Here is an 18,739-nt window from a genome sequence, read left to right as displayed (position 1 = left end):
TTTAGGTTACTGGGCAAAATAAAAAGGAAAAAACCGTGCTTAGACTATTCCATAGGCGAAACAAGCGGCTACTAATAGGTGTAGATATTAGTTCTACAGCTGTAAAAATACTAGAACTTTCTAAAAAAAATGGGCGATATCAAGTTGAAAGTTATGGTGTAAGCCTTTTAGATGAAGGCTGTGTGTTTGAAAAAAATATTCTCAATTCAGATGCTGTTATTGAGGCATTAAGGCAGGCTTTACGGATTGCCAACCCTCGAAGTTCGAGTGCAGCTATTGCAATTCCAACGGCCTTAGTTATTGATAAATTAATTGAAATTGATGCAAACCTAACAACACATCAACGTGAATTACAAATACGTATTGAGGCTGAGCAATATATTCCTTTCCCTTTGAATCAAGTCAATTTGGATTTTACTTATTTAAAAGAGCAAGAGCTTTTGTCTGGTCGTTATAAAGTACTCTTGGCTGCGACGCCAACGGAACATGTAGATACACGTATTGAGTTATTGGAGTTGGCTGGTCTAAATGCTCAGATTGTTGATGTAGAAGCTTATGCTTTAGAACGTGTTTATCGGTATTTAATGATGCTGTTGCCTGAACAAATCGACACGGTTGCTTTACTTGATATTGGACATTACAACACAACACTTACCGTATTTGCACAAGACAAAACAATTTATAGCCATGAACAGCTGTTTGGTGGACAACAATTGACTCAACATATTCAGCGTTACTATGGCTTGTCTTTGAGTGAGGCTCAACGTGCAAAACAACAAGGTGTGAAGGCTTTACCTAAAGATTATGAAGTTGAAGTACTATCGCCTTTTCTACAAGCAACAGTACAACAAGCTGCTCGTGCATTACATCTTTTTCAAGCTTCTGAGGTTGCACGACCCATTCAACATATATGGTTAGCTGGAGGTAGTGCTCAACTTGCAGGTCTAGTGGTATTGCTACAGCAAAAGTTGGCTTATACCGTTTCGCTTGTAAACCCCTTCATGCAAATGAATATATCTGCGCAGGTGGATAAAACACAATTAATGCATGATGCACCAGCCATGCTATTAGCTTGTGGTTTAGCACTTAGGTGTGCGACGTGAAGGGTGAAATTAATTTATTTCCGTGGCGTGAACGACAGAGAGAAGAACAGAAAAAAAATTTTGTGATGATTTCTGGAGGGGCAGGTTTCTTGGCATTGTTTTTGGCATTCATTGACTGGTCGTATCAAGCGTATAGATTAGACGACCAGATTCAAGCGAATCAGTTGATTTCAAGTGCCCAGCAAGATTTGGATATAGAACTCAAACAGATTGAGCAGATAAATACAAACGATCAAATACAATTTAAACAAATACAGTTTCTTCACCATTTACAAGGACAAAGACCAGTAACTGCACGATTGATGGATGAGTTAGTACGTTTATTACCTGAAGATTTACATCTTGAGAAAGTGAGTCGAAATGGTAGTGGTTTAACATTAGAAGGCAAAGCAGTTCATCCAAGTACAGTCTCTACTTTACTGCGTCAATTGGAACATTCGATCTGGTTTCAAAATGCAGTAATACGCTCCTTTGTCATGCCAGATGAACTTCCGTCTTCACAGTCTGCTGATGTGCATCATGAGGGCCGTTATGGACGTTATGTGGTTACTGTTGATTTAAGTAATATTGCACTTGATTTGCCGCATTCTAAGTCTCCTTAACGAAAAAAATAGAACTGCTGAATATTAGGAAATTTCGATACCTTAAGTTATGAAAAGCATAAAACAAAAGTTAATTTTCTATATCCATGCCTTACAAAAAATCGATTTGCAGGATTATGCTCATTGGCCACGTTTACTTAAGTTTTGTTATTTGATTGTACTTTTTACTGTGGTGTTGGCTCTAGCTTATGGTTTATTTGTTTATCCTAAAGTTGTGGAAATTGAGCAGGCAAGAATTCATCAACAGAAGTTACTTAACACCTATCGTTCTCGTTATTATCGACTGATGCGTGCAAGGTATGAACAGCAAAATATGCAGCAGTTAAGAGCTTATTTTTCAAAACAATTACAACTATTAGTTAGGCCTGAGCAGTTACCTGAGCTCATTGCAACACTGCATCAAAGCGCACGAGTATCGGGTCTAAAGATTAAAAATATACAGTTAGAGACAACAGTTCAGCAGGATTTTTTATTGATACAGCCCATTTTGATTGAAGCACAAGGTGACTATCATGCTTTGGGGCACTTTGTAAGTGAAATAGCTAAGCTGCCACAGTTAATAAGTTTGCATGATTTTAGTATTGAGTTGGAGAGTGAAGCCAACCAACATTCAGCAGCGACATTACTCAAATATCAATTGCAGATCAAAACTTATCATCAAGCTCACTTGTAAAATAATAGCCGATGTGTAGGTGTGTAAATGACATGAAAAATTAAAGATCAGTGTATAAATAAAAAGTGATATATGAAAATACCTTTGATAGAAAAAATAAGACGTACTTTCTATGCCTTGCCACTTTTGATTTCTGCGTGCAGCTCTCAAATTGATACGGTGAGTCATGATTTAGCAGAAATTCACCAGCTAAAATTAAAAAATGATGTGGCTCTATACACTTTTCAGCCAGCCCCACATTTTCAATATAATGCACAGCATTTAAGAAGCCCATTTGTACCGAGCACAGTTTTAACTGAATCGGCGCTGCAAAAGCCTTTGAATTTACCATCAGAAAGATCACAGCCATTGGCACTGTTTTCTTTGGAGAGCTTACTTTTTAAGGGCAGTCTACGTAATGCTACAGGTGAATATGTTGCGTTAGTTCAAACACCAGAAGGTGATTTGGAATGGGTACATCGCGGAGCAACTTTAGGGCCTAACCAAGCAAAAGTAGTACACATTGATGCCTCGAAAATTTGCTTAGTAGAAAAAAAATATGATGCAAAGCAAGGATATATTGAGGTCAAAAAAAATATTGCACTGAGTGCCAAGTAATGAAAACTAAATTTTTCATTGCTAGAGCATTTAGCAGTAAATCATAAAAATATTCAGTCAGTTAGCGTGTCTAAATAAAAATAATGAAAAGGAGGCAAATGTGATGAAGCTTAAAGTGCTATGGGGCGTTCTTTTCTTGGTTTGGGGAGGAGAGATAGAGGCTCAGCCACAAGTGATTGATCAAATACCATCAGCACACCACCAAGACAAGGATTTAACATTAGAATCCAAGGCACTTGAAGCGACAGAAGTGGGTGTAAATGTTTTGAATAAGCAATTAGCTCAATCTAAGTCAAATTTAGCTGAAGATAAGCTGGCTGATACGGAAGGGCTGACAGAAGCTATAAGCACCCCTGTTTATACAGGTAAAAAAATTTCTTTAGATTTTCAGGACATTGATATTCGCCGTGTTTTACAGCTTTTAGCCAGTTATACTGGACAAAATATACTCGTTGCAGACTCGGTGCGAGGCAATATTACTTTACTTTTAAAGGATATTCCTTGGGATCATGCACTGGATTTGATATTGAAAAGTAAGGGGTTGGCGAAGCGTCAGCAGGCAAATGTGATTTGGATTGCGCCTGCTGCAGAATTAAATAAAGTTGAGGATGAAGAGGCGCGTGCAGAAACACAGCGTTTAAAAACTGCGCTGCTGCATACTGTTTATATTCAACTGAAATATGCTAAAGCAAGCGATATTGAAAAACTAATTGATCGAAACCAAGCAAATTATTCACAGGCATCTGGTAGTGAACATGCGACTAAATCTACAGCGCATACAGAAGATGAGTGGAGCAGTTTATTAAGTCATAGAGGACGTGTTTCGGTAGATCAACGGACCAATACTTTAATTATTATAGATACCAAAATTAAATTAGAACAAATCAGTAAAATGATTGAACTACTTGATGTACCTGTACGTCAGGTCATGATTGAGGCACGCGTTATACGTGCTTCTACGGATTTTACTAAAGAGCTAGGGGTGAAATGGAGCGCTGTGACTAAAGGTGGTGATCGTGGTTTTTTAACCAGCAACTTAAATATAGATTTGGGAGTGAGTAGTGCGAGTGTAAGTAAAATTGCATTTGGCTTAATTCATTTAGCAGATACTGTATTGGATTTAGAGTTATCTGCCTTACAAGCAGATGGTACTGCCGAAGTGATTTCGAGCCCTAAAGTTTTAACTGCGGATAAACAAAAAGCCAATGTCGCAGCAGGCCGACAAGTACCTTATCAAACTCGGGAAAACACAGGAGGGGTAACAAATACCGCAACATCATTTAAAGATGCATTACTCAGTTTAGATGTAACACCAAGTATTACCCCTGATGGTCGTGTAGAAATGCAATTGCATATTACCAGTGATTCTCCTGGCGAACTTGCTCCAAATGGTGAGTTTATTTTGAATAAAAATCAGATTAATACAAATGTCTTGGTAAAGGATGGTGAAACAGTGGTGCTTGGTGGAATATTTGAGCAAGATAATAGGCATACTAAGACTAAAGTTCCATTATTGGGCAATATTCCGGGAATAGGTGGATTATTTAGACGTACAGAGAAAATTGATAAGAAAAGTGAGCTATTGATTTTTGTGACACCAAGAATTGTTAATGACAGTTTGCAGATAAATCATTAAGATGGATTTCAACGCAGTAATAAAATAGGTGACTCCTTGCCAAGCAAAGAGTTTAATAGTCTGCCCAATATTTATTTGGTCGGACCTATGGGTGCAGGGAAGACCACAGTAGGACGTCATCTGGCTGACTTCTTAGATCGGCAGTTTCTAGATAGTGATCATGAAATTGAACGTAAAACTGGGGCAAATATTCCGTGGATTTTTGAGAAAGAAGGTGAGGTCGGATTTCGCCAACGTGAGACCACGGTGATTGACGAGTTAACCAATAAGTCTGGTATTGTGCTTGCAACTGGTGGCGGTGCTGTTACTCAAGCAGCTAATCGAGAGTTTCTGAAGCAGCGAGGTATTGTTATTTATCTCTATACTCCTGTGGAAATTCAGCTACAAAGAACATATCGGGATAAGAATCGACCACTATTACAAGTGGAAAATCCAGCAGAAAAGTTAAGCAGTCTTCTCGCGGCACGAGACCCGTTATATCGAGATGTAGCACATTATATTATTGAAACAAATCAAGGTGCTGCGCGTGATCTTGCACAGCGCATTTTACAAATGATCATTGACAAGAAAATTAAATAAATTGTGATGATCTGTTTTTAAGCAACCGTTCTTTAGTTTAATCTAGAGGGCGGTTTGGATTTTCTGGAATGGCACAACACCTCATGCAAACACTTCATGTTGAACTCGGCGATCGTCGTTATCCTATTTTTATTGGTAGTGAATTAGATACTGCTCAATTGCTTGCTCCTTATATTATGGGGAAACAAGTTATGATCGTGACCAACACCACTGTGGCTGCACTTTATTTAGAGCAATATCGTTCAGCTTTACAAGGCTTGGGTAAAGATGTGTCGACATGTGTTTTGCCAGATGGTGAAAAATATAAAAATATTGAACATTTGCAGTTAATTTTTGATGCTTTATTACAAGCTGGTTTTAATCGCGACTGTACTGTACTTGCACTGGGTGGTGGTGTGATTGGAGACATGGCTGGTTTTGCTTCGGCATGTTTTCAGCGTGGTGTGTATTTTATACAGGTTCCTACCACACTCTTGTCACAAGTTGATTCAAGTGTAGGTGGCAAAACAGGGATTAATCATCCACTGGGTAAAAATATGATTGGGGCATTTCAGCAGCCGCAAGTGGTTTTGGCTGATATGTCTCACTTAAAGACATTAGACAAACGTGAATTGTCAGCTGGATTAGCTGAAGTGATTAAATATGCACTTCTTGGTGATTTAGATTTTCTAGTCTGGCTTGAGACGCATATGGAGCAATTGGTTGAGGGTGATCTCAATTTACTTGCTGAGGCAGTTTATCGCTCATGTGCACATAAAGCACGTATTGTAGCAGCAGATGAAAAAGAGCAAGGTGAACGTGCATTGCTTAATTTAGGTCATACTTTCGGTCATGCAATTGAATCATATCTTGGCTATGGTCAGTGGTTGCATGGTGAGGCTGTCGCTACGGGTATGGTTATGGCTGCTGATTTATCTATGCGTATGGGATGGATTGACCAAGCAGATCTAGATCGTGTTAAAGATATTATTGAACGTGCTCAATTACCTGTGACTTGTCCTGCTATTCCGTTAACAGAATTCTTGGCATATATGTCGCATGATAAAAAAGTATTAAATGGTCAATTACGATTAGTTTTGTTGAAACGACTTGGTCAAGCTATAATCTGCAAAGATTTTGATGTTGAACATATGCATCAAGCGATATTAGCCAATCAAAACTTAAGTTAAGGATTTTTATTGCATGCAGGCATCTCATTCAATTTGGCAAAATATTCGATCTTCAGTATGGTTGATTGGAGGCGTAGTTTGTTTATTTAGCGCACTGATATTTTGGGCAATTACAGACACCTCTAAATTAGTTGAAGTTAGTGAGCCTATTGAAGAGGTTCAGGTTCAAATACAACCAGAAAAAGTTGCAGCAAGTACAGATTTAGGTGTGCTAAGTGATGAAGTTCGACCATTAGAGATAACGACTCGGGTGGTCGCATCAGGCAATCATGATCCTGAATTTCGAGGCACGCGTTTTATCGAAGAAAACCAAAAAAGTTGGACCATTGAACTATTTCGCGCTAGTGAAGAAGATGTCATTAAAAGCTTCTTACAACGTCAACCAGAACGTAAGAACTTTATCTACTTTCGCTTAAGTGGTGAAAATCAGGCTGAACAATATGTTCTCGTATATGGGCTCTTTAAAAAACAGGCTGATTTTAAACCATTAATGGATCAACTTAATATTAAGTTGCCAAGTTCAGTACGCCCTCAAGTGCGCCAGTTAAAGCAATATGCTGGTCTGGTGAATGATCTTGGGAGCGAAGAAATGGCAAGTAATCAGAAGATTTATGAAATTAATTTGAGAAATGCGCCATTACCCGTCATAGATGAATCTGTTTTAGCTCAAATTAAGGCAGCACCAACGATCATTACTGATGCAGTACGGTCAACACCAACACCTTCTCCTGTTGATAAACCGAAGTCAGATCCAGTTGTTGAAGCACCAAAAGTGAAAACGGAGCCAAAGCCAAGCGTATCTTCTAATCCCGATAGACCTGCTGCAGCACGTAATCCAGCATCAAATAACCATAACAGTCATGAGTCAATTGATCCGTTCAATTAGAAATATGATTTTTAGGTGCTAAAATAGAGCATCATTTTGATCGGTTTTTATTAAATTGCACTTTCAAAGTGCAATTTTTTTAATATAACTAAAGTTAACATCTACTCATTCAAATTTATCTTGAAAAATTAAAGCACTTTATTGAATAATTTTATTGGCATCATTTTTGCTTCTATAGCGTGCTAATAGACGGAAATCTCCCTATTTTGGCGCGGTCAAGCCTATTGGTGTGTAATTTAAGACGTTTTACTTGCTTTAAATAAGTGCAGTTTTGAAAAATCTGTTTGCAATTAAAGTAAATGTAAATTACAGCAAAGTGTCCGTCTCATGCTTTACTAAAACCTAGCGGTTTCACTATCACTGTTATGCTACATAAGTAATATACTAAACGATTCGCCCTAGTTCAGGGCCTCTAATATAAGGGTACGCTATGCACATGCCATCGCCGAATACTATAGCCCCCCAAGGTTTATATCAACCGGATGAATTTAAAGATAACTGTGGATTTGGATTAATTGCCCATATGCAAGGTGATGAGAGCCATCATCTTGTTAAGACAGCAATCCATAGTCTGAGTTGTATGACCCACCGTGGCGGGATTGCTGCTGATGGTAAAACGGGAGATGGATGTGGTCTGCTCTTAGCGATGCCTAAGGCATTTTTCAAAGAAGAGGCGAAAAAGCTTAGCGATATTACTTTAAGCGAAATTTTTGCAGTGGGTACAGTATTTTTAAATGTAGACCCTGCACTTGCGGCTCATGCGAAGTCGGTTTTAAACAAAGAAATTGAAACTGAAGGTCTAAGAGTATTGGCTTGGCGTGTCGTGCCAACCAATAATGCTGCTTTGGGTGAAATTGCACTACAATCTTTACCTGTTTTTGAACAGATTATTGTCAATTGTCCTATGGGGGTAACAGAGGTTGAGTTTAACCGTAAGTTATTCCTTGCACGTCGTCGTGCAGAACAACAGTTAACACAAGATCCGCTTTTTTATGTAACAACGCTATGTTCAACTGTGATTAGCTATAAAGGCTTGATGATGCCTGAAGCAATTGCAGATTTTTATACTGATTTAGCAGATGAGCGATTAGCATCGCACATTGTGGTCTTCCATCAGCGTTTTTCTACAAATACTTTGCCTCGTTGGCCATTGGCTCAACCATTTCGTTATTTGGCACATAATGGTGAAATTAATACCATTACTGCTAACCGTAACTGGGCTATGGCACGTACACCAAAGTTTGCTAACCCATTACTGCCTGGTTTAACTGAGCTAAATCCGATTGTAAACCGTACAGGTTCTGACTCTTCAAGTCTTGATAATATGCTTGAAATTTTAGTTGGCGGTGGCATGGACTTATTCCGTGCCCTACGTATGCTCGTACCACCAGCTTGGCAGAATGTTGAAACATTAGATGCAGATCTTCGTGCATTTTATGAATTCAACTCTAAGCATATGGAAGCATGGGATGGCCCAGCTGGTTTGGTTATCCAAGATGGTCGTCATGCCATTTGTATGCTGGACCGTAATGGTTTACGTCCTGCGCGTTGGGTGATTACCAAAAACGGTTATATTACTTTAGCTTCTGAGATTGGTGTTTGGGGCTATGAGCCAGAGGATGTACTTTCCAAAGGCCGAGTGGGTCCTGGGCAAATCTTGGTTGTTGATACATTAACTGGAAAAATGCTCGATACAGAGGATGTCAGTCATCATTTGAAAAAGATGCGTCCTTATCGTGAATGGCTACGAGATAATTCGATTCGTGTCCAAGGTAGTCCAGAACTTGAAGAATATTTATGTGATCAGGGCTTAAAAGGCGATGCACTTAAGTCTGCACAAAAAATGTTTATGGTTACTTTTGAGGAACGTGATCAATTATTACGTCCGATCGCAGAAAGTGGTCAGGAAGCGGTAGGCTCAATGGGTGATGATACGCCAATGGCAGTATTATCACGTCAGATTCGTCACGTGTCAGATTATTTCCGTCAACAATTTGCACAAGTAACTAATCCACCTATTGATCCTTTACGTGAATCGATTGTGATGTCTTTAGAGACATGCATTGGTCGTGAGCAAAATGTCTTTGAACAAGGCCCTGAGCATGCAGATCGCTTAATTATCTCAAGCCCAGTTTTGTCAAACTCAAAAATGCACCAGATTCGTACGCTGGGACGTAAAGGCTATGAAATTGCAGATATTGATTTGAATTATGCAGGAGCTGAAGGCTTACAGACAGCAATTCAACGTATTTGTGAAGAAGCGGCTCAAGCAATTCGTGATGGTAAAACTTTATTGGTTTTATCTGACAAAAAAATTCGTGAAGGTTATTTACCTGCCAATGCCTTAATGGCAACAGGTGCTGTGCATCACCACTTGATTAAACAAGGTTTACGTACTGATGCCAATATCATTGTTGAAACAGCATTAGCACGTGATCCTCACCAATTTGCAGTTATTTTAGGCTTTGGTGCGACTGCAATTTACCCATATTTGGCTTATGACGTAATTAATGATTTGATTGCGAAGGGTGAGTTATTAGGTGATCCAATTCATGCCCAAGCGAATTTCCGCAAAGGGATTGAAAAAGGCTTGCTGAAAGTATTATCCAAAATGGGTATTTCTACTGTTGCATCTTATCGTGGTGGGCAGCTTTTTGAAGCGGTTGGTTTATCTTCTGAAGTTGTTGATCTATGTTTCAGTGGTGTACCGAGCCGAATTCAGGGTGCGACTTTTGCTGACCTCGAGAATGATCAGAAAAAACTTGCAGAAATTGCATGGAAGCTTCGTAAACCTATCGATCAGGGCGGCTTACTGAAGTTTGTATTTGATAAGGAATACCATGCTTTCAATCCAGATGTAATTAATGCACTGCATAAAGCTGTACGTAGTGGTAATTACGCTGATTTTAAAGCCTATGCTGAGCTAGTAAATACACGTCCAATTGCAACGATTCGAGATTTATTTAAATTAAAAACAGATCAATCGATTGCACTTGATCAAGTAGAATCTGTTGAAGACATTTTACCTCGCTTTGACTCAGCAGGGATGTCTTTAGGAGCTCTGTCACCAGAAGCACATGAAGCCATTGCCATTGCAATGAACACGATTGGTGGACGTTCTAACTCAGGTGAAGGCGGTGAAGATCCAGCGCGTTACGGTACAATTCGTAATTCGAAAATCAAACAGATTGCTTCTGGTCGATTTGGTGTAACACCTGCTTATTTGACATCTGCTGAAGTACTTCAAATTAAAGTTGCGCAGGGTGCTAAACCAGGTGAAGGTGGTCAGTTACCTGGCGGTAAAGTAAATGGTCTTATTGCACGTTTACGTTACTCTGTGCCTGGGGTTACATTAATTTCTCCACCACCACATCATGATATTTATTCAATCGAAGACTTATCACAGCTGATTTTTGACTTAAAACAAGTTAATCCTAAGGCAATGGTATCGGTGAAATTGGTTTCTGAACCTGGTGTGGGAACTATCGCAGCTGGTGTAGCTAAAGCCTATGCTGATTTTATTACTATTTCTGGTTATGACGGTGGTACAGCAGCATCACCATTATCTTCAATTCATCATGCTGGTTCACCGTGGGAGCTTGGCTTATCTGAAGCACACCAAGCTTTACGTGTGAATGATTTACGTGGCAAAGTTCGTGTACAAACAGATGGTGGCTTAAAAACAGGGCTTGACGTTGTTAAAGCGGCAATTTTAGGTGCTGAAAGTTTTGGCTTTGGTTCAACACCAATGATTGCTTTAGGTTGTAAATACTTACGTATTTGTCACTTGAATAACTGTGCAACTGGTGTAGCGACTCAACAAGATCACTTACGTGATAGTCATTACATTGGCGAACCTGAAATGTTAATTAATTTCTTCCATTTTATTGCAGAAGAAACACGTGAATGGCTTGCCGCGCTTGGTGTATCAAGTCTTAAAGATTTGATTGGCCGTACAGATTTGTTGGAAATTTTACCTGGTAATACTGAAAAACATGCTCATCTAGATTTGTCAGCATTATTGCAATCGCATCCTGCTGCTGATGGTAAAGCACAGTACTGTCAGGTACAGGGTAACGCACCATTTGATAAAGGCATCTTGGCTGAAAAAATGGTAAGCGATATGTTGCCAGCATTAGAAGCGAGTATGGGTGGTGAATTCCACTATACAGTGAGTAACTGTGATCGTTCGATTGGTGCACGTATTTCAGGTGAAATTGCTCGTCGTTATGGTAATTTGAGTATGGAAGCACATCCAATTAAACTCAATTTAGTTGGTACTGCAGGTCAATCGCTTGGTGTGTGGAATGCAGGTGGTTTACATATTAAACTCGAAGGCGATGCTAACGATTACGTGGGTAAAGGTATGGCTGGTGGTCGTGTATCGATCTTCCCACCAAAAGGATCTCCATTCCAAACACAATTGACCGCGATTATTGGTAATACATGTTTATATGGTGCTACTGGCGGTAAATTATTTGCTGCGGGTACAGCAGGCGAACGTTTCGCGGTGCGTAACTCTGGTGCATTTGCTGTAATTGAAGGGGCAGGTGACCATTGCTGTGAATATATGACTGGCGGTATTGTGACTGTGCTAGGTAAAGTTGGCCATAACTTTGGTGCAGGTATGACGGGTGGTTTTGCTTATGTACTCGATTTAGATAATGATTTTGTAGATCATTACAACCATGAATTGATTGAGTTAAATCGTATTTCGACAGAAGCGATGGAAGAACACAAAGAATTCTTGGGCCGTATTTTAGATGAGCATATTGCTGAAACAGGTAGTGCTTGGGCTTATAAAATTCGTAATGAGTTTGACTATTACAGCCGTAAATTCTGGTTAGTTAAACCTAAGGCTGCGAATTTACAAACCTTGCTTAAAACAACTCAGGCTGACCCTCAATAATTTTACGACTCAAAATTTCAGGCAGGTGTGGATAACTTTTTGTTTATCCACACTCACCTACGGAGAGAGAAATGGCAGAATGCCTAAACAATGATTTCCAATTTTTGGATGTCGCACGCCAAGATCCAGAAAAAAAAGATGTTGCTGTCCGCAAAGCTGAGTTTGTGGAAATTTACAAGCCTTTTACTGCGGAAGTCGTTGCAAATCAGACTCATCGCTGTCTTGGTTGTGGTAATCCTTATTGTGAATGGAAGTGTCCTGTACACAACTATATTCCGAACTGGTTAAAACTGATTACTGAGGGGCGTATTTTTCAAGCAGCTGAACTATGCCATCAAACCAATACATTACCTGAGGTATGTGGCCGTGTGTGCCCACAAGATCGTCTTTGTGAAGGTGCATGTACCTTAAATGATGGTTTTGGTGCAGTAACGATTGGTAATGCTGAAAAGTATATTAATGATACGGCCTTTGCCCTAGGGTGGCGTCCAGACATGTCACATGTGAAATGGACGAATAAGAAGGTTGCTATTATTGGTGCTGGTCCTGCTGGCCTTGGTTGTGCTGATATTTTGGTGCGTAATGGGGTCAAACCTGTTGTATTTGATAAACGACCTGAAATTGGTGGCTTACTTACTTTTGGTATTCCAGAATTTAAAATGGAAAAAGATGTAATGAAACGCCGCCGTGAGATTTTTTCGGGGATGGGTGTTGAATTCAAACTCAATGTTGAAGTGGGTACCGACATTAGTATTGAGCAATTACTTTCAGATTATGATGCTGTCTTCATGGGTATGGGTACATATACTTATATGAAAGGCGGTTTTGCTGGTGAAGAGTTAGAGGGTGTACACGATGCCCTAGATTTTTTAATTGCCAATGTAAACCGCTGCCAAGGCTGGGAAAAAGATCCAAGCGAATATATCAGTGTTGAAGGTAAAAAAGTCATTGTCTTGGGTGGTGGTGATACAGCAATGGACTGTAACCGTACCTCAATTCGTCAAGGTGCTACACAGGTGAGTTGTGCTTATCGCCGTGATGAAGCCAATATGCCAGGTTCACGTCGTGAAGTAACCAATGCACGCGAAGAAGGTGTTGAGTTCTTATTTAACCGTCAACCTATTGAAATTGTAGGTGAAAATGGCAAGGTTACAGGTGTTAAAGTAGTCACAACTCAACTAGGAGAAGCTGACAGTCGTGGACGCCGTAGCCCTGAACCTATTCCTGGTTCTGAGGAGATACTTGACGCTGATGCGGTTTTATTGGCTTTTGGTTTCCGTGCTAGTCCAGCAGACTGGTTTGCTGGGGCGAATATTGCGTTAGATGGTGCAGGTCGTGTTGTTGCAGCAGAACAGCAGACATATAAGTTCCAGACATCGAATCCAAAGATTTTTGCTGGCGGTGATATGGTACGAGGTTCTGACTTGGTTGTAACTGCAATTTGGGAAGGTCGTCAAGCTGCAGAAGGAATTTTAGATTACCTTGATGTTTGATCATTGCTGACTAACAAAAAGCCCACTGCATTATGCAGTGGGCTTTTTGTTGGAATAAGGCATTTGTAAATCATCTATAATCATGCGAACAAAAGCTTGAAGTAAATTGTTTTATTTAGGCGTGAGATCTTGCAATATCTGTTGAGCAGTGTCTTGGCCACTGATATAAGCGCCATGTACCGTACCTGAAAAGCGTTCATGGCAGTGTTCGCCTGTAAAATAAAGTTGTTGATCAATTGATTGTTGAAATGCCTGACTTAGCATTACATTATGTTCTGGCAGAGGGAAACTGAAACTGCCATAACTATAAGGATCACTTCCCCAGCGTGTAATATGTAGTGCTTTGGGGGATGTGGGGATATCTATGAAGTTATCCACAAGTCCTGTTCGAATTTGCTGCCAAACAGCTTCATCTGTATTTTGGTCAATCCACTTCGATTGTGGGCCACCAAATAAAAATAAGTAGACAGGTTTTTGATAAACAAAGAAAAGATCCAATATGTTATAACAAACTTGATCATGAAAATAAAAAATACTTTTCTGCTGTTGCTTTGAGGCTTTCTGTAGGGGTAATTCCTGTTCTAGCTCAATAAAAACCTTGTTAAAAGAACCAAACCCATAGTTTTCAATGGCATGATTGAGATATTTAGGCAAAATGGGTTCAAACTTAATCACTTGTTGTTTGAGTACACCTAATGGAATACTCAGTACAACTTGCTTTGCCAAATGTTTTGTTCCATGTTGGTCAATAAGTTCTACATGATTTGCATGTCTAATCACTTCTTTGATTTCGACATTACATTGAATATGGATATCTTGAGCAATCGCATCAATGAGTTGCATATAACCATCTGGAAAAATAACTTCATCACCAGTGAAATAACCTTCAAAGTCATTAAAGTGAGTACAAAGCTGCGTCAGGGTTGTTGCGAATGGATCATTGGCAAAGCGTTCAAAGTAAAGTCTTGCTAGATCATCTAACTGTGATTTAGAGAAATGCTGATGCTGTGGTTTTAGCTTTGGTAAAATTTGTTCAATTGCGAGAGCGGCATTGCTGGCTTGACTAATTGATAAAAGTTTTTCAATTTCAGCTATATACTGTAAAAAAACTGACTTTTCTTCAATAGAAAATAACCGACCACCTGTATGATAAAAATCTGCTTCAATGTAGTTAAATACGGTTGTTTTAATACGATTGCGCTGAGTGATTTCCCAGATAGGATTATCTTGAATGCCATGAATCCAAGAGGCGCCAAGATCAAATACGCTAAGCTGTTGTTGAATCGAGTGAATTCGACCACCAAGACGTGATCTAGCTTCAAGTATATGAACATTCTGCCCAGCATCCTGAAGCATTTTGGCGCAGCTTAGACCTGCAGCACCAGCACCAACAACAATAATAGGAAGGCTAGACTTAGAGAGAGAATTGGGCAGAGTATTCATAGGGTTGTATTTAGTTTAACGCGTTATTTAATCTGTTGAATGCTACTTTTTAGGAAAAAGAAGTTTGGTTGTTTTAGGGTCAATTGCACTACGTTGGTTATTAGCTTCAAAATAACGATCTACATGGCATAACTGTGTTTTAGTGTCACAGAATACACCATTAGCAAAGGTAAATTGTGTGGTATCAAACTCACCTTGAGAAAAAGCTTTATTCGCCTGTTTTTTACCTAAATATTTAGTTGTTAATGTTTTAGAAACACCTTTTTTATCAGCACAGATATATTGATCACAGACCACACCTGCTGTCGGTGATTTTAATGGTGTTGTTTTAGCAAAACTGTTAGCACTGCATAACAATGCTACACAGGTAAACATAAGTGGTATTGTTTTCATGATTGGGTACTTCTGATGATTTATTTGTAGTGCTTCAAAGCATAAAGGAAAATTGTGTATATACTGTCAAGAAATTTGATTAACATGTGATTAATTGTTGGTTTTTTACTTCAGTAGATAAAATCAACTAACGACAACTAAATCGTATGCGTTTTGGCATGTTTGAAGGACTTTATTCAATGACGTGTAAAACTTCACGTTCAGGGAAAGGATGTCAGTAAGTCTATTAATTCCCTAGAAGCTTTTGATAATGCTTTCCTTTTTAATCCAATAAGATATATGGCAGTTGGTAAATGGTTTTGAGTATTTTGAAAATTGAGTTGAATAAGGCGCCCACTTTTAATTAAAGGCTGTACCAGTGAGAGTGGGAAGTTACCCCAGCCAAGGCCAGTTTCCACCATGTTAATTGCTGTATTGATATCATTTGTTTTCCAATAAGACGCTGCCACAACGGGTCTGACATCACTGATTTCTAATTCACTACTTGCGACAACAATTTGCCTAATATTGATTAAGTCTTCGATATTTATATCTTTTTTGAGTATATCTTTAATCAGAACATGCTTTGGTGAGATTGTTGCAACAATAGTTTCAGTGGTGACCAATTGCAGGTGTTCTTCAATATTTATACGGATTGGCGCGCTAGAAAGGCAAAGCGCAATTTTTTCAGAATAGAGTAATTTAAAGAGATCATCTTGAGGAGCAGTGATAATTTCAATGTTTAATAAGGGATACTTAAGTGAAAGTTGTTGAATGGCACACAGCATTTTTTGATGATTTACATCTGAGGCAATACCTAGCTTGAGTGTGCTCTCTAAGCCCAATGACATTTCATAAGCATGTTTATTTAACTGTTTTAATTGTTCCGAAATAATTCGAGCTTGTGGCGCTAAGGCAAGTGCCTCTGCTGTAGGAATGACTTTACGTGGGGTGCGTATGAATAAGTCGATTCCTAATTCAGCTTCTATATTTGCGATATTCATACTAACTGCAGAGGGCACCCGATTTAGGGCACGTGCTGCAGCAGAAAATGATCCTGTATCTAAAATTTTTAGAAATACGTCTATATTTTCAGTCGTAAAATTCATTTTGGTATCAGTCTAACTGAAAGCTGTTGTCTTTATGTGTGAGTATAACTGAAATTAGAATGACCCAAAGTTATTTATTGGGGGAAAAAATGCAAGGTATCAAACGCAGATTAGTTTATGTCAGTACATATGAAATATTTGGACTCGTCATATCTTCTTCAATTCTTGCCATACTTTCACAATCGCAGTTGAGTCATACTGCATTATTATCTGTAGCGATAACGACAATCGCAGTGCTATGGAATTTAATTTATAACTTCATATTTGAAGCTTGGGAAAGTAAACAAATATCGAGAGAACGAACCTTTAAACGTCGATTACTTCATGCAGTTGGATTTCAATTGACGCTGATTATATTTTTAATTCCTTTGATTGCTTGGTGGATGAATATCTCTTTAATTCAAGCATTTATATTGGATGCGGCACTCATTGTGATTATTCCAGTGTACACATTTGTATTTAATTGGAGTTTTGATCGAATTTTTGGTGTTCCACTTTCAGCTCAATAAGTTTGAGCTGAAAGTCATAAAACCTCATGAGGGTACTGCGGTATCCTATAGGGGATTAGAGTTCATCTTTATCCGATGGAGCGTAAAACCTCATCGTTCAGGATGAGGATATAAGCGACTGGCGTAAGCCATATGACACATTTCGTCGCTTAACCTTATGCTATAAAGCTTTTGGTATATTAAATTGCTATAATTTGGCTATGAAAACCCTTAAATTACGAATAAAAGACAAACATTGTAAGATGCTAGATCAACTTGCATCAGAGGTTAATTTTGTCTGGAACTATGTTAATGATTTGTGTTTCAAACATCTTAAACGTACAGGGCATTTTTTTAGTGCCTACGATGTCAATGAATATACTTCAGGTACATCAAAACTGTGTAATTTGCATAGCCAAACTATTCAAGCAATTACCGAGGAATTGGTCACACGTAGAACGCAATTCAAAAAAGCAAAACTTAAATGGCGTGTGAGTAACAAGAAATCTGCTAGACGTTCACTTGGATGGATACCCTTTAAAAAGGCTGCAATTAGATGCACGGATGGATCTGTTCAATATGGCAAGCGTCAATTCAAAGTATGGGATAGCTACGGCTTAAGCAAATACAGTGTTAAGACTGGTTCATTCGTTGAAGATAGTCGTGGTCGTTGGTATGTTTGCCTTGTTGTGGACTCACCGAAGCAAGAACAATCCACTGCAAAGCAATCTATAGGTATTGATCTGGGCTTAAAGGATGTGGCGACTTGTTCTGATGGCACAGTCATATCTAATCCTAAATTCTATCGAAAATATGAACAGCAACTCGGGATTGCCCAACGAGCAAGGAATAAAAAGCGTGTACGTGCCTTACATGCCAAGATTGTAAACTGTCGCAAAGACCACTTGCATAAGGCAAGTACGATGCTTGTTAAGAATAATGCACTGATAGTCGTTGGTAATTTAAGTGCAGCCAAACTGGTAAAAACTAAAATGGCTAAGTCTGTTTTAGATGCTGGTTTTTCGGCACTAAAAACAATGCTCAAGTATAAATGCGAGAACGCAGGGGTATCGTTTGAAGAAGTCAATGAATCCTATACCACCCAAACTTGTTCGTACTGCAAGAGTATATCAAGCAGTAGTCCGAAAGGTAGATCAGGGCTTGGAATAAGAGCATGGCAGTGCATCTTGCGCAGCAGTGCTGCTCAGGTACACTCCATGATCGGGATATAAATTCCGCACTGAACATACTTGCGCTTGGACATAAGCGTCTAGCAGGAGGAATCACCGTCCTTTAGGTCGGGGAGGATGTCAAACTTAGGAACACGACGCTGTTTTTGCCAAGGCAATAAACGATCAATAGATTCTGGTACGTCACCACCTTTTGAGCGCAAACGAAGGTGAATTGCGGCTTGTGCGATTAAATTTGCAGATACTGGTGCTGTTACAAAAGCCAAGAAAGTAATCAGTAGCTCAGCAAATCCAAGACGGCCATGAAATGCAGCATAAATCATTGCTGCAATTAAAAAACTTCCTAGACCTAATGTGCTGGACTTAGTGGGTGCGTGTAAACGCATGAATAAGTCAGGCAAACGAATCATTCCTACTGCGCCAACCAGTGTAAAAAATGCACCGACGAGCAAGAAAAAAGAAACAATAATTTCCATTGCAAGTTGCATAA

Annotated in this window: 14 protein-coding genes and 2 pseudogenes; 12 read left to right on the top strand and 4 right to left on the bottom strand. The window is 39.1% G+C overall.

All coding sequences use genetic code 11. The features are described from left to right. Positions 1–35 precede the first annotated feature (35 nt). The 10 genes and pseudogenes from pilM to RFH42_RS08765 all read left to right on the top strand — a co-directional run bounded on the left by pilM (position 36) and on the right by RFH42_RS08765 (position 13,647). Positions 36–1,103, top strand: a complete 1,068-nt coding sequence (pilM, locus tag RFH42_RS08810; protein WP_308975214.1) for a type IV pilus assembly protein PilM — start codon at positions 36–38, stop codon at positions 1,101–1,103. Continuing rightward, complete coding sequence (locus tag RFH42_RS08805; protein WP_308975213.1) at positions 1,100–1,705, top strand: PilN domain-containing protein; 606 nt, start codon at positions 1,100–1,102, stop codon at positions 1,703–1,705. Before pilM ends, RFH42_RS08805 begins: the two co-directional genes overlap by 4 nt. Before the next feature lie 49 nt (positions 1,706–1,754). Next, positions 1,755–2,378, top strand: a complete 624-nt coding sequence (locus RFH42_RS08800; protein WP_308975212.1) for a type IV pilus inner membrane component PilO — start codon at positions 1,755–1,757, stop codon at positions 2,376–2,378. Positions 2,379–2,450: 72 nt separating this feature from the next. After that, positions 2,451–2,975, top strand: coding sequence for a pilus assembly protein PilP (locus tag RFH42_RS08795; protein WP_308975211.1), 525 nt, complete (start codon positions 2,451–2,453; stop codon positions 2,973–2,975). A 274-nt stretch (positions 2,976–3,249) separates the two neighbouring features. Further along, positions 3,250–4,611, top strand: a pseudogene (locus tag RFH42_RS08790) (type IV pilus secretin PilQ); the annotation flags it as partial. Positions 4,612–4,647: 36 nt separating this feature from the next. Next, on the top strand, positions 4,648–5,190 hold the full coding sequence (gene aroK, locus RFH42_RS08785; protein WP_308975210.1) for a shikimate kinase AroK: 543 nt from the start codon (positions 4,648–4,650) through the stop codon (positions 5,188–5,190). 83 nt (positions 5,191–5,273) lie between these two features. Beyond that, positions 5,274–6,359, top strand: a complete 1,086-nt coding sequence (aroB, locus tag RFH42_RS08780; RefSeq protein ID WP_308975248.1) for a 3-dehydroquinate synthase — start codon at positions 5,274–5,276, stop codon at positions 6,357–6,359. Positions 6,360–6,372: 13 nt separating this feature from the next. Continuing rightward, entirely contained in the window at positions 6,373–7,245 is an 873-nt protein-coding gene (locus tag RFH42_RS08775) for a hypothetical protein (RefSeq protein ID WP_308975209.1), read from the top strand. A gap of 436 nt (positions 7,246–7,681) precedes the next feature. Further along, a complete protein-coding gene (gene gltB, locus RFH42_RS08770) occupies positions 7,682–12,154 on the top strand; it encodes a glutamate synthase large subunit (protein WP_308975208.1) in 4,473 nt (1,490 codons plus the stop codon). Positions 12,155–12,225: 71 nt separating this feature from the next. Further along, a complete protein-coding gene (locus RFH42_RS08765; RefSeq protein ID WP_308975207.1) occupies positions 12,226–13,647 on the top strand; it encodes an FAD-dependent oxidoreductase in 1,422 nt (473 codons plus the stop codon). A gap of 111 nt (positions 13,648–13,758) precedes the next feature. Here RFH42_RS08765 and RFH42_RS08760 read toward each other — a convergent pair whose 3' ends face one another. From RFH42_RS08760 to RFH42_RS08750, 3 genes are all read right to left on the bottom strand, one after another. Next, on the bottom strand, positions 13,759–15,090 hold the full coding sequence (locus tag RFH42_RS08760; protein ID WP_308975206.1) for a flavin monoamine oxidase family protein: 1,332 nt from the start codon (positions 15,088–15,090) through the stop codon (positions 13,759–13,761). 42 nt (positions 15,091–15,132) lie between these two features. Further along, a complete protein-coding gene (locus RFH42_RS08755; RefSeq protein ID WP_308975205.1) occupies positions 15,133–15,483 on the bottom strand; it encodes a YcgJ family protein in 351 nt (116 codons plus the stop codon). A gap of 200 nt (positions 15,484–15,683) precedes the next feature. Further along, a complete protein-coding gene (locus RFH42_RS08750) occupies positions 15,684–16,571 on the bottom strand; it encodes a LysR family transcriptional regulator (protein WP_308975204.1) in 888 nt (295 codons plus the stop codon). Between the two features lie 89 nt (positions 16,572–16,660). On the opposite strand from RFH42_RS08750, the gene RFH42_RS08745 reads away from it, so the two are divergent. Then, positions 16,661–17,080, top strand: coding sequence for a PACE efflux transporter (locus RFH42_RS08745; protein ID WP_308975247.1), 420 nt, complete (start codon positions 16,661–16,663; stop codon positions 17,078–17,080). Positions 17,081–17,280: 200 nt separating this feature from the next. Continuing rightward, positions 17,281–18,356: pseudogene (locus RFH42_RS08740) on the top strand (RNA-guided endonuclease InsQ/TnpB family protein). Here the strand turns inward: RFH42_RS08740 and RFH42_RS08735 are convergent. Continuing rightward, complete coding sequence (locus RFH42_RS08735; protein ID WP_308975203.1) at positions 18,330–18,737, bottom strand: Na+/H+ antiporter subunit G; 408 nt, start codon at positions 18,735–18,737, stop codon at positions 18,330–18,332. The pseudogene RFH42_RS08740 and the gene RFH42_RS08735 overlap by 27 nt on opposite strands. Positions 18,738–18,739 lie beyond the last annotated feature (2 nt).

The organism is Acinetobacter rudis, assembly GCF_031157835.1.
Lineage (GTDB): Bacteria > Pseudomonadota > Gammaproteobacteria > Pseudomonadales > Moraxellaceae > Acinetobacter > Acinetobacter rudis_A.
This window is presented reverse-complemented; position numbering and strand designations above follow the sequence as displayed.

Bases quoted from the DNA above. Each gene is read 5' to 3' on its own strand.
- aroB (WP_308975248.1), top strand. From the start codon at position 5,274: ATGCAAACACTTCATGTTGAACTCGGCGATCGTCGTTATCCTATTTTT.
- RFH42_RS08775 (WP_308975209.1), top strand. From the start codon at position 6,373: ATGCAGGCATCTCATTCAATTTGGCAAAATATTCGATCTTCAGTATGG.
- RFH42_RS08745 (WP_308975247.1), top strand. From the start codon at position 16,661: ATGCAAGGTATCAAACGCAGATTAGTTTATGTCAGTACATATGAAATA.
- RFH42_RS08765 (WP_308975207.1), top strand. From the start codon at position 12,226: ATGGCAGAATGCCTAAACAATGATTTCCAATTTTTGGATGTCGCACGC.
- RFH42_RS08755 (WP_308975205.1), bottom strand. From the start codon at position 15,483: ATGAAAACAATACCACTTATGTTTACCTGTGTAGCATTGTTATGCAGT.
- gltB (WP_308975208.1), top strand. From the start codon at position 7,682: ATGCCATCGCCGAATACTATAGCCCCCCAAGGTTTATATCAACCGGAT.
- RFH42_RS08760 (WP_308975206.1), bottom strand. From the start codon at position 15,090: ATGAATACTCTGCCCAATTCTCTCTCTAAGTCTAGCCTTCCTATTATT.
- RFH42_RS08800 (WP_308975212.1), top strand. From the start codon at position 1,755: ATGAAAAGCATAAAACAAAAGTTAATTTTCTATATCCATGCCTTACAA.
- RFH42_RS08750 (WP_308975204.1), bottom strand. From the start codon at position 16,571: ATGAATTTTACGACTGAAAATATAGACGTATTTCTAAAAATTTTAGAT.
- RFH42_RS08735 (WP_308975203.1), bottom strand. From the start codon at position 18,737: ATGCAACTTGCAATGGAAATTATTGTTTCTTTTTTCTTGCTCGTCGGT.
- RFH42_RS08795 (WP_308975211.1), top strand. From the start codon at position 2,451: ATGAAAATACCTTTGATAGAAAAAATAAGACGTACTTTCTATGCCTTG.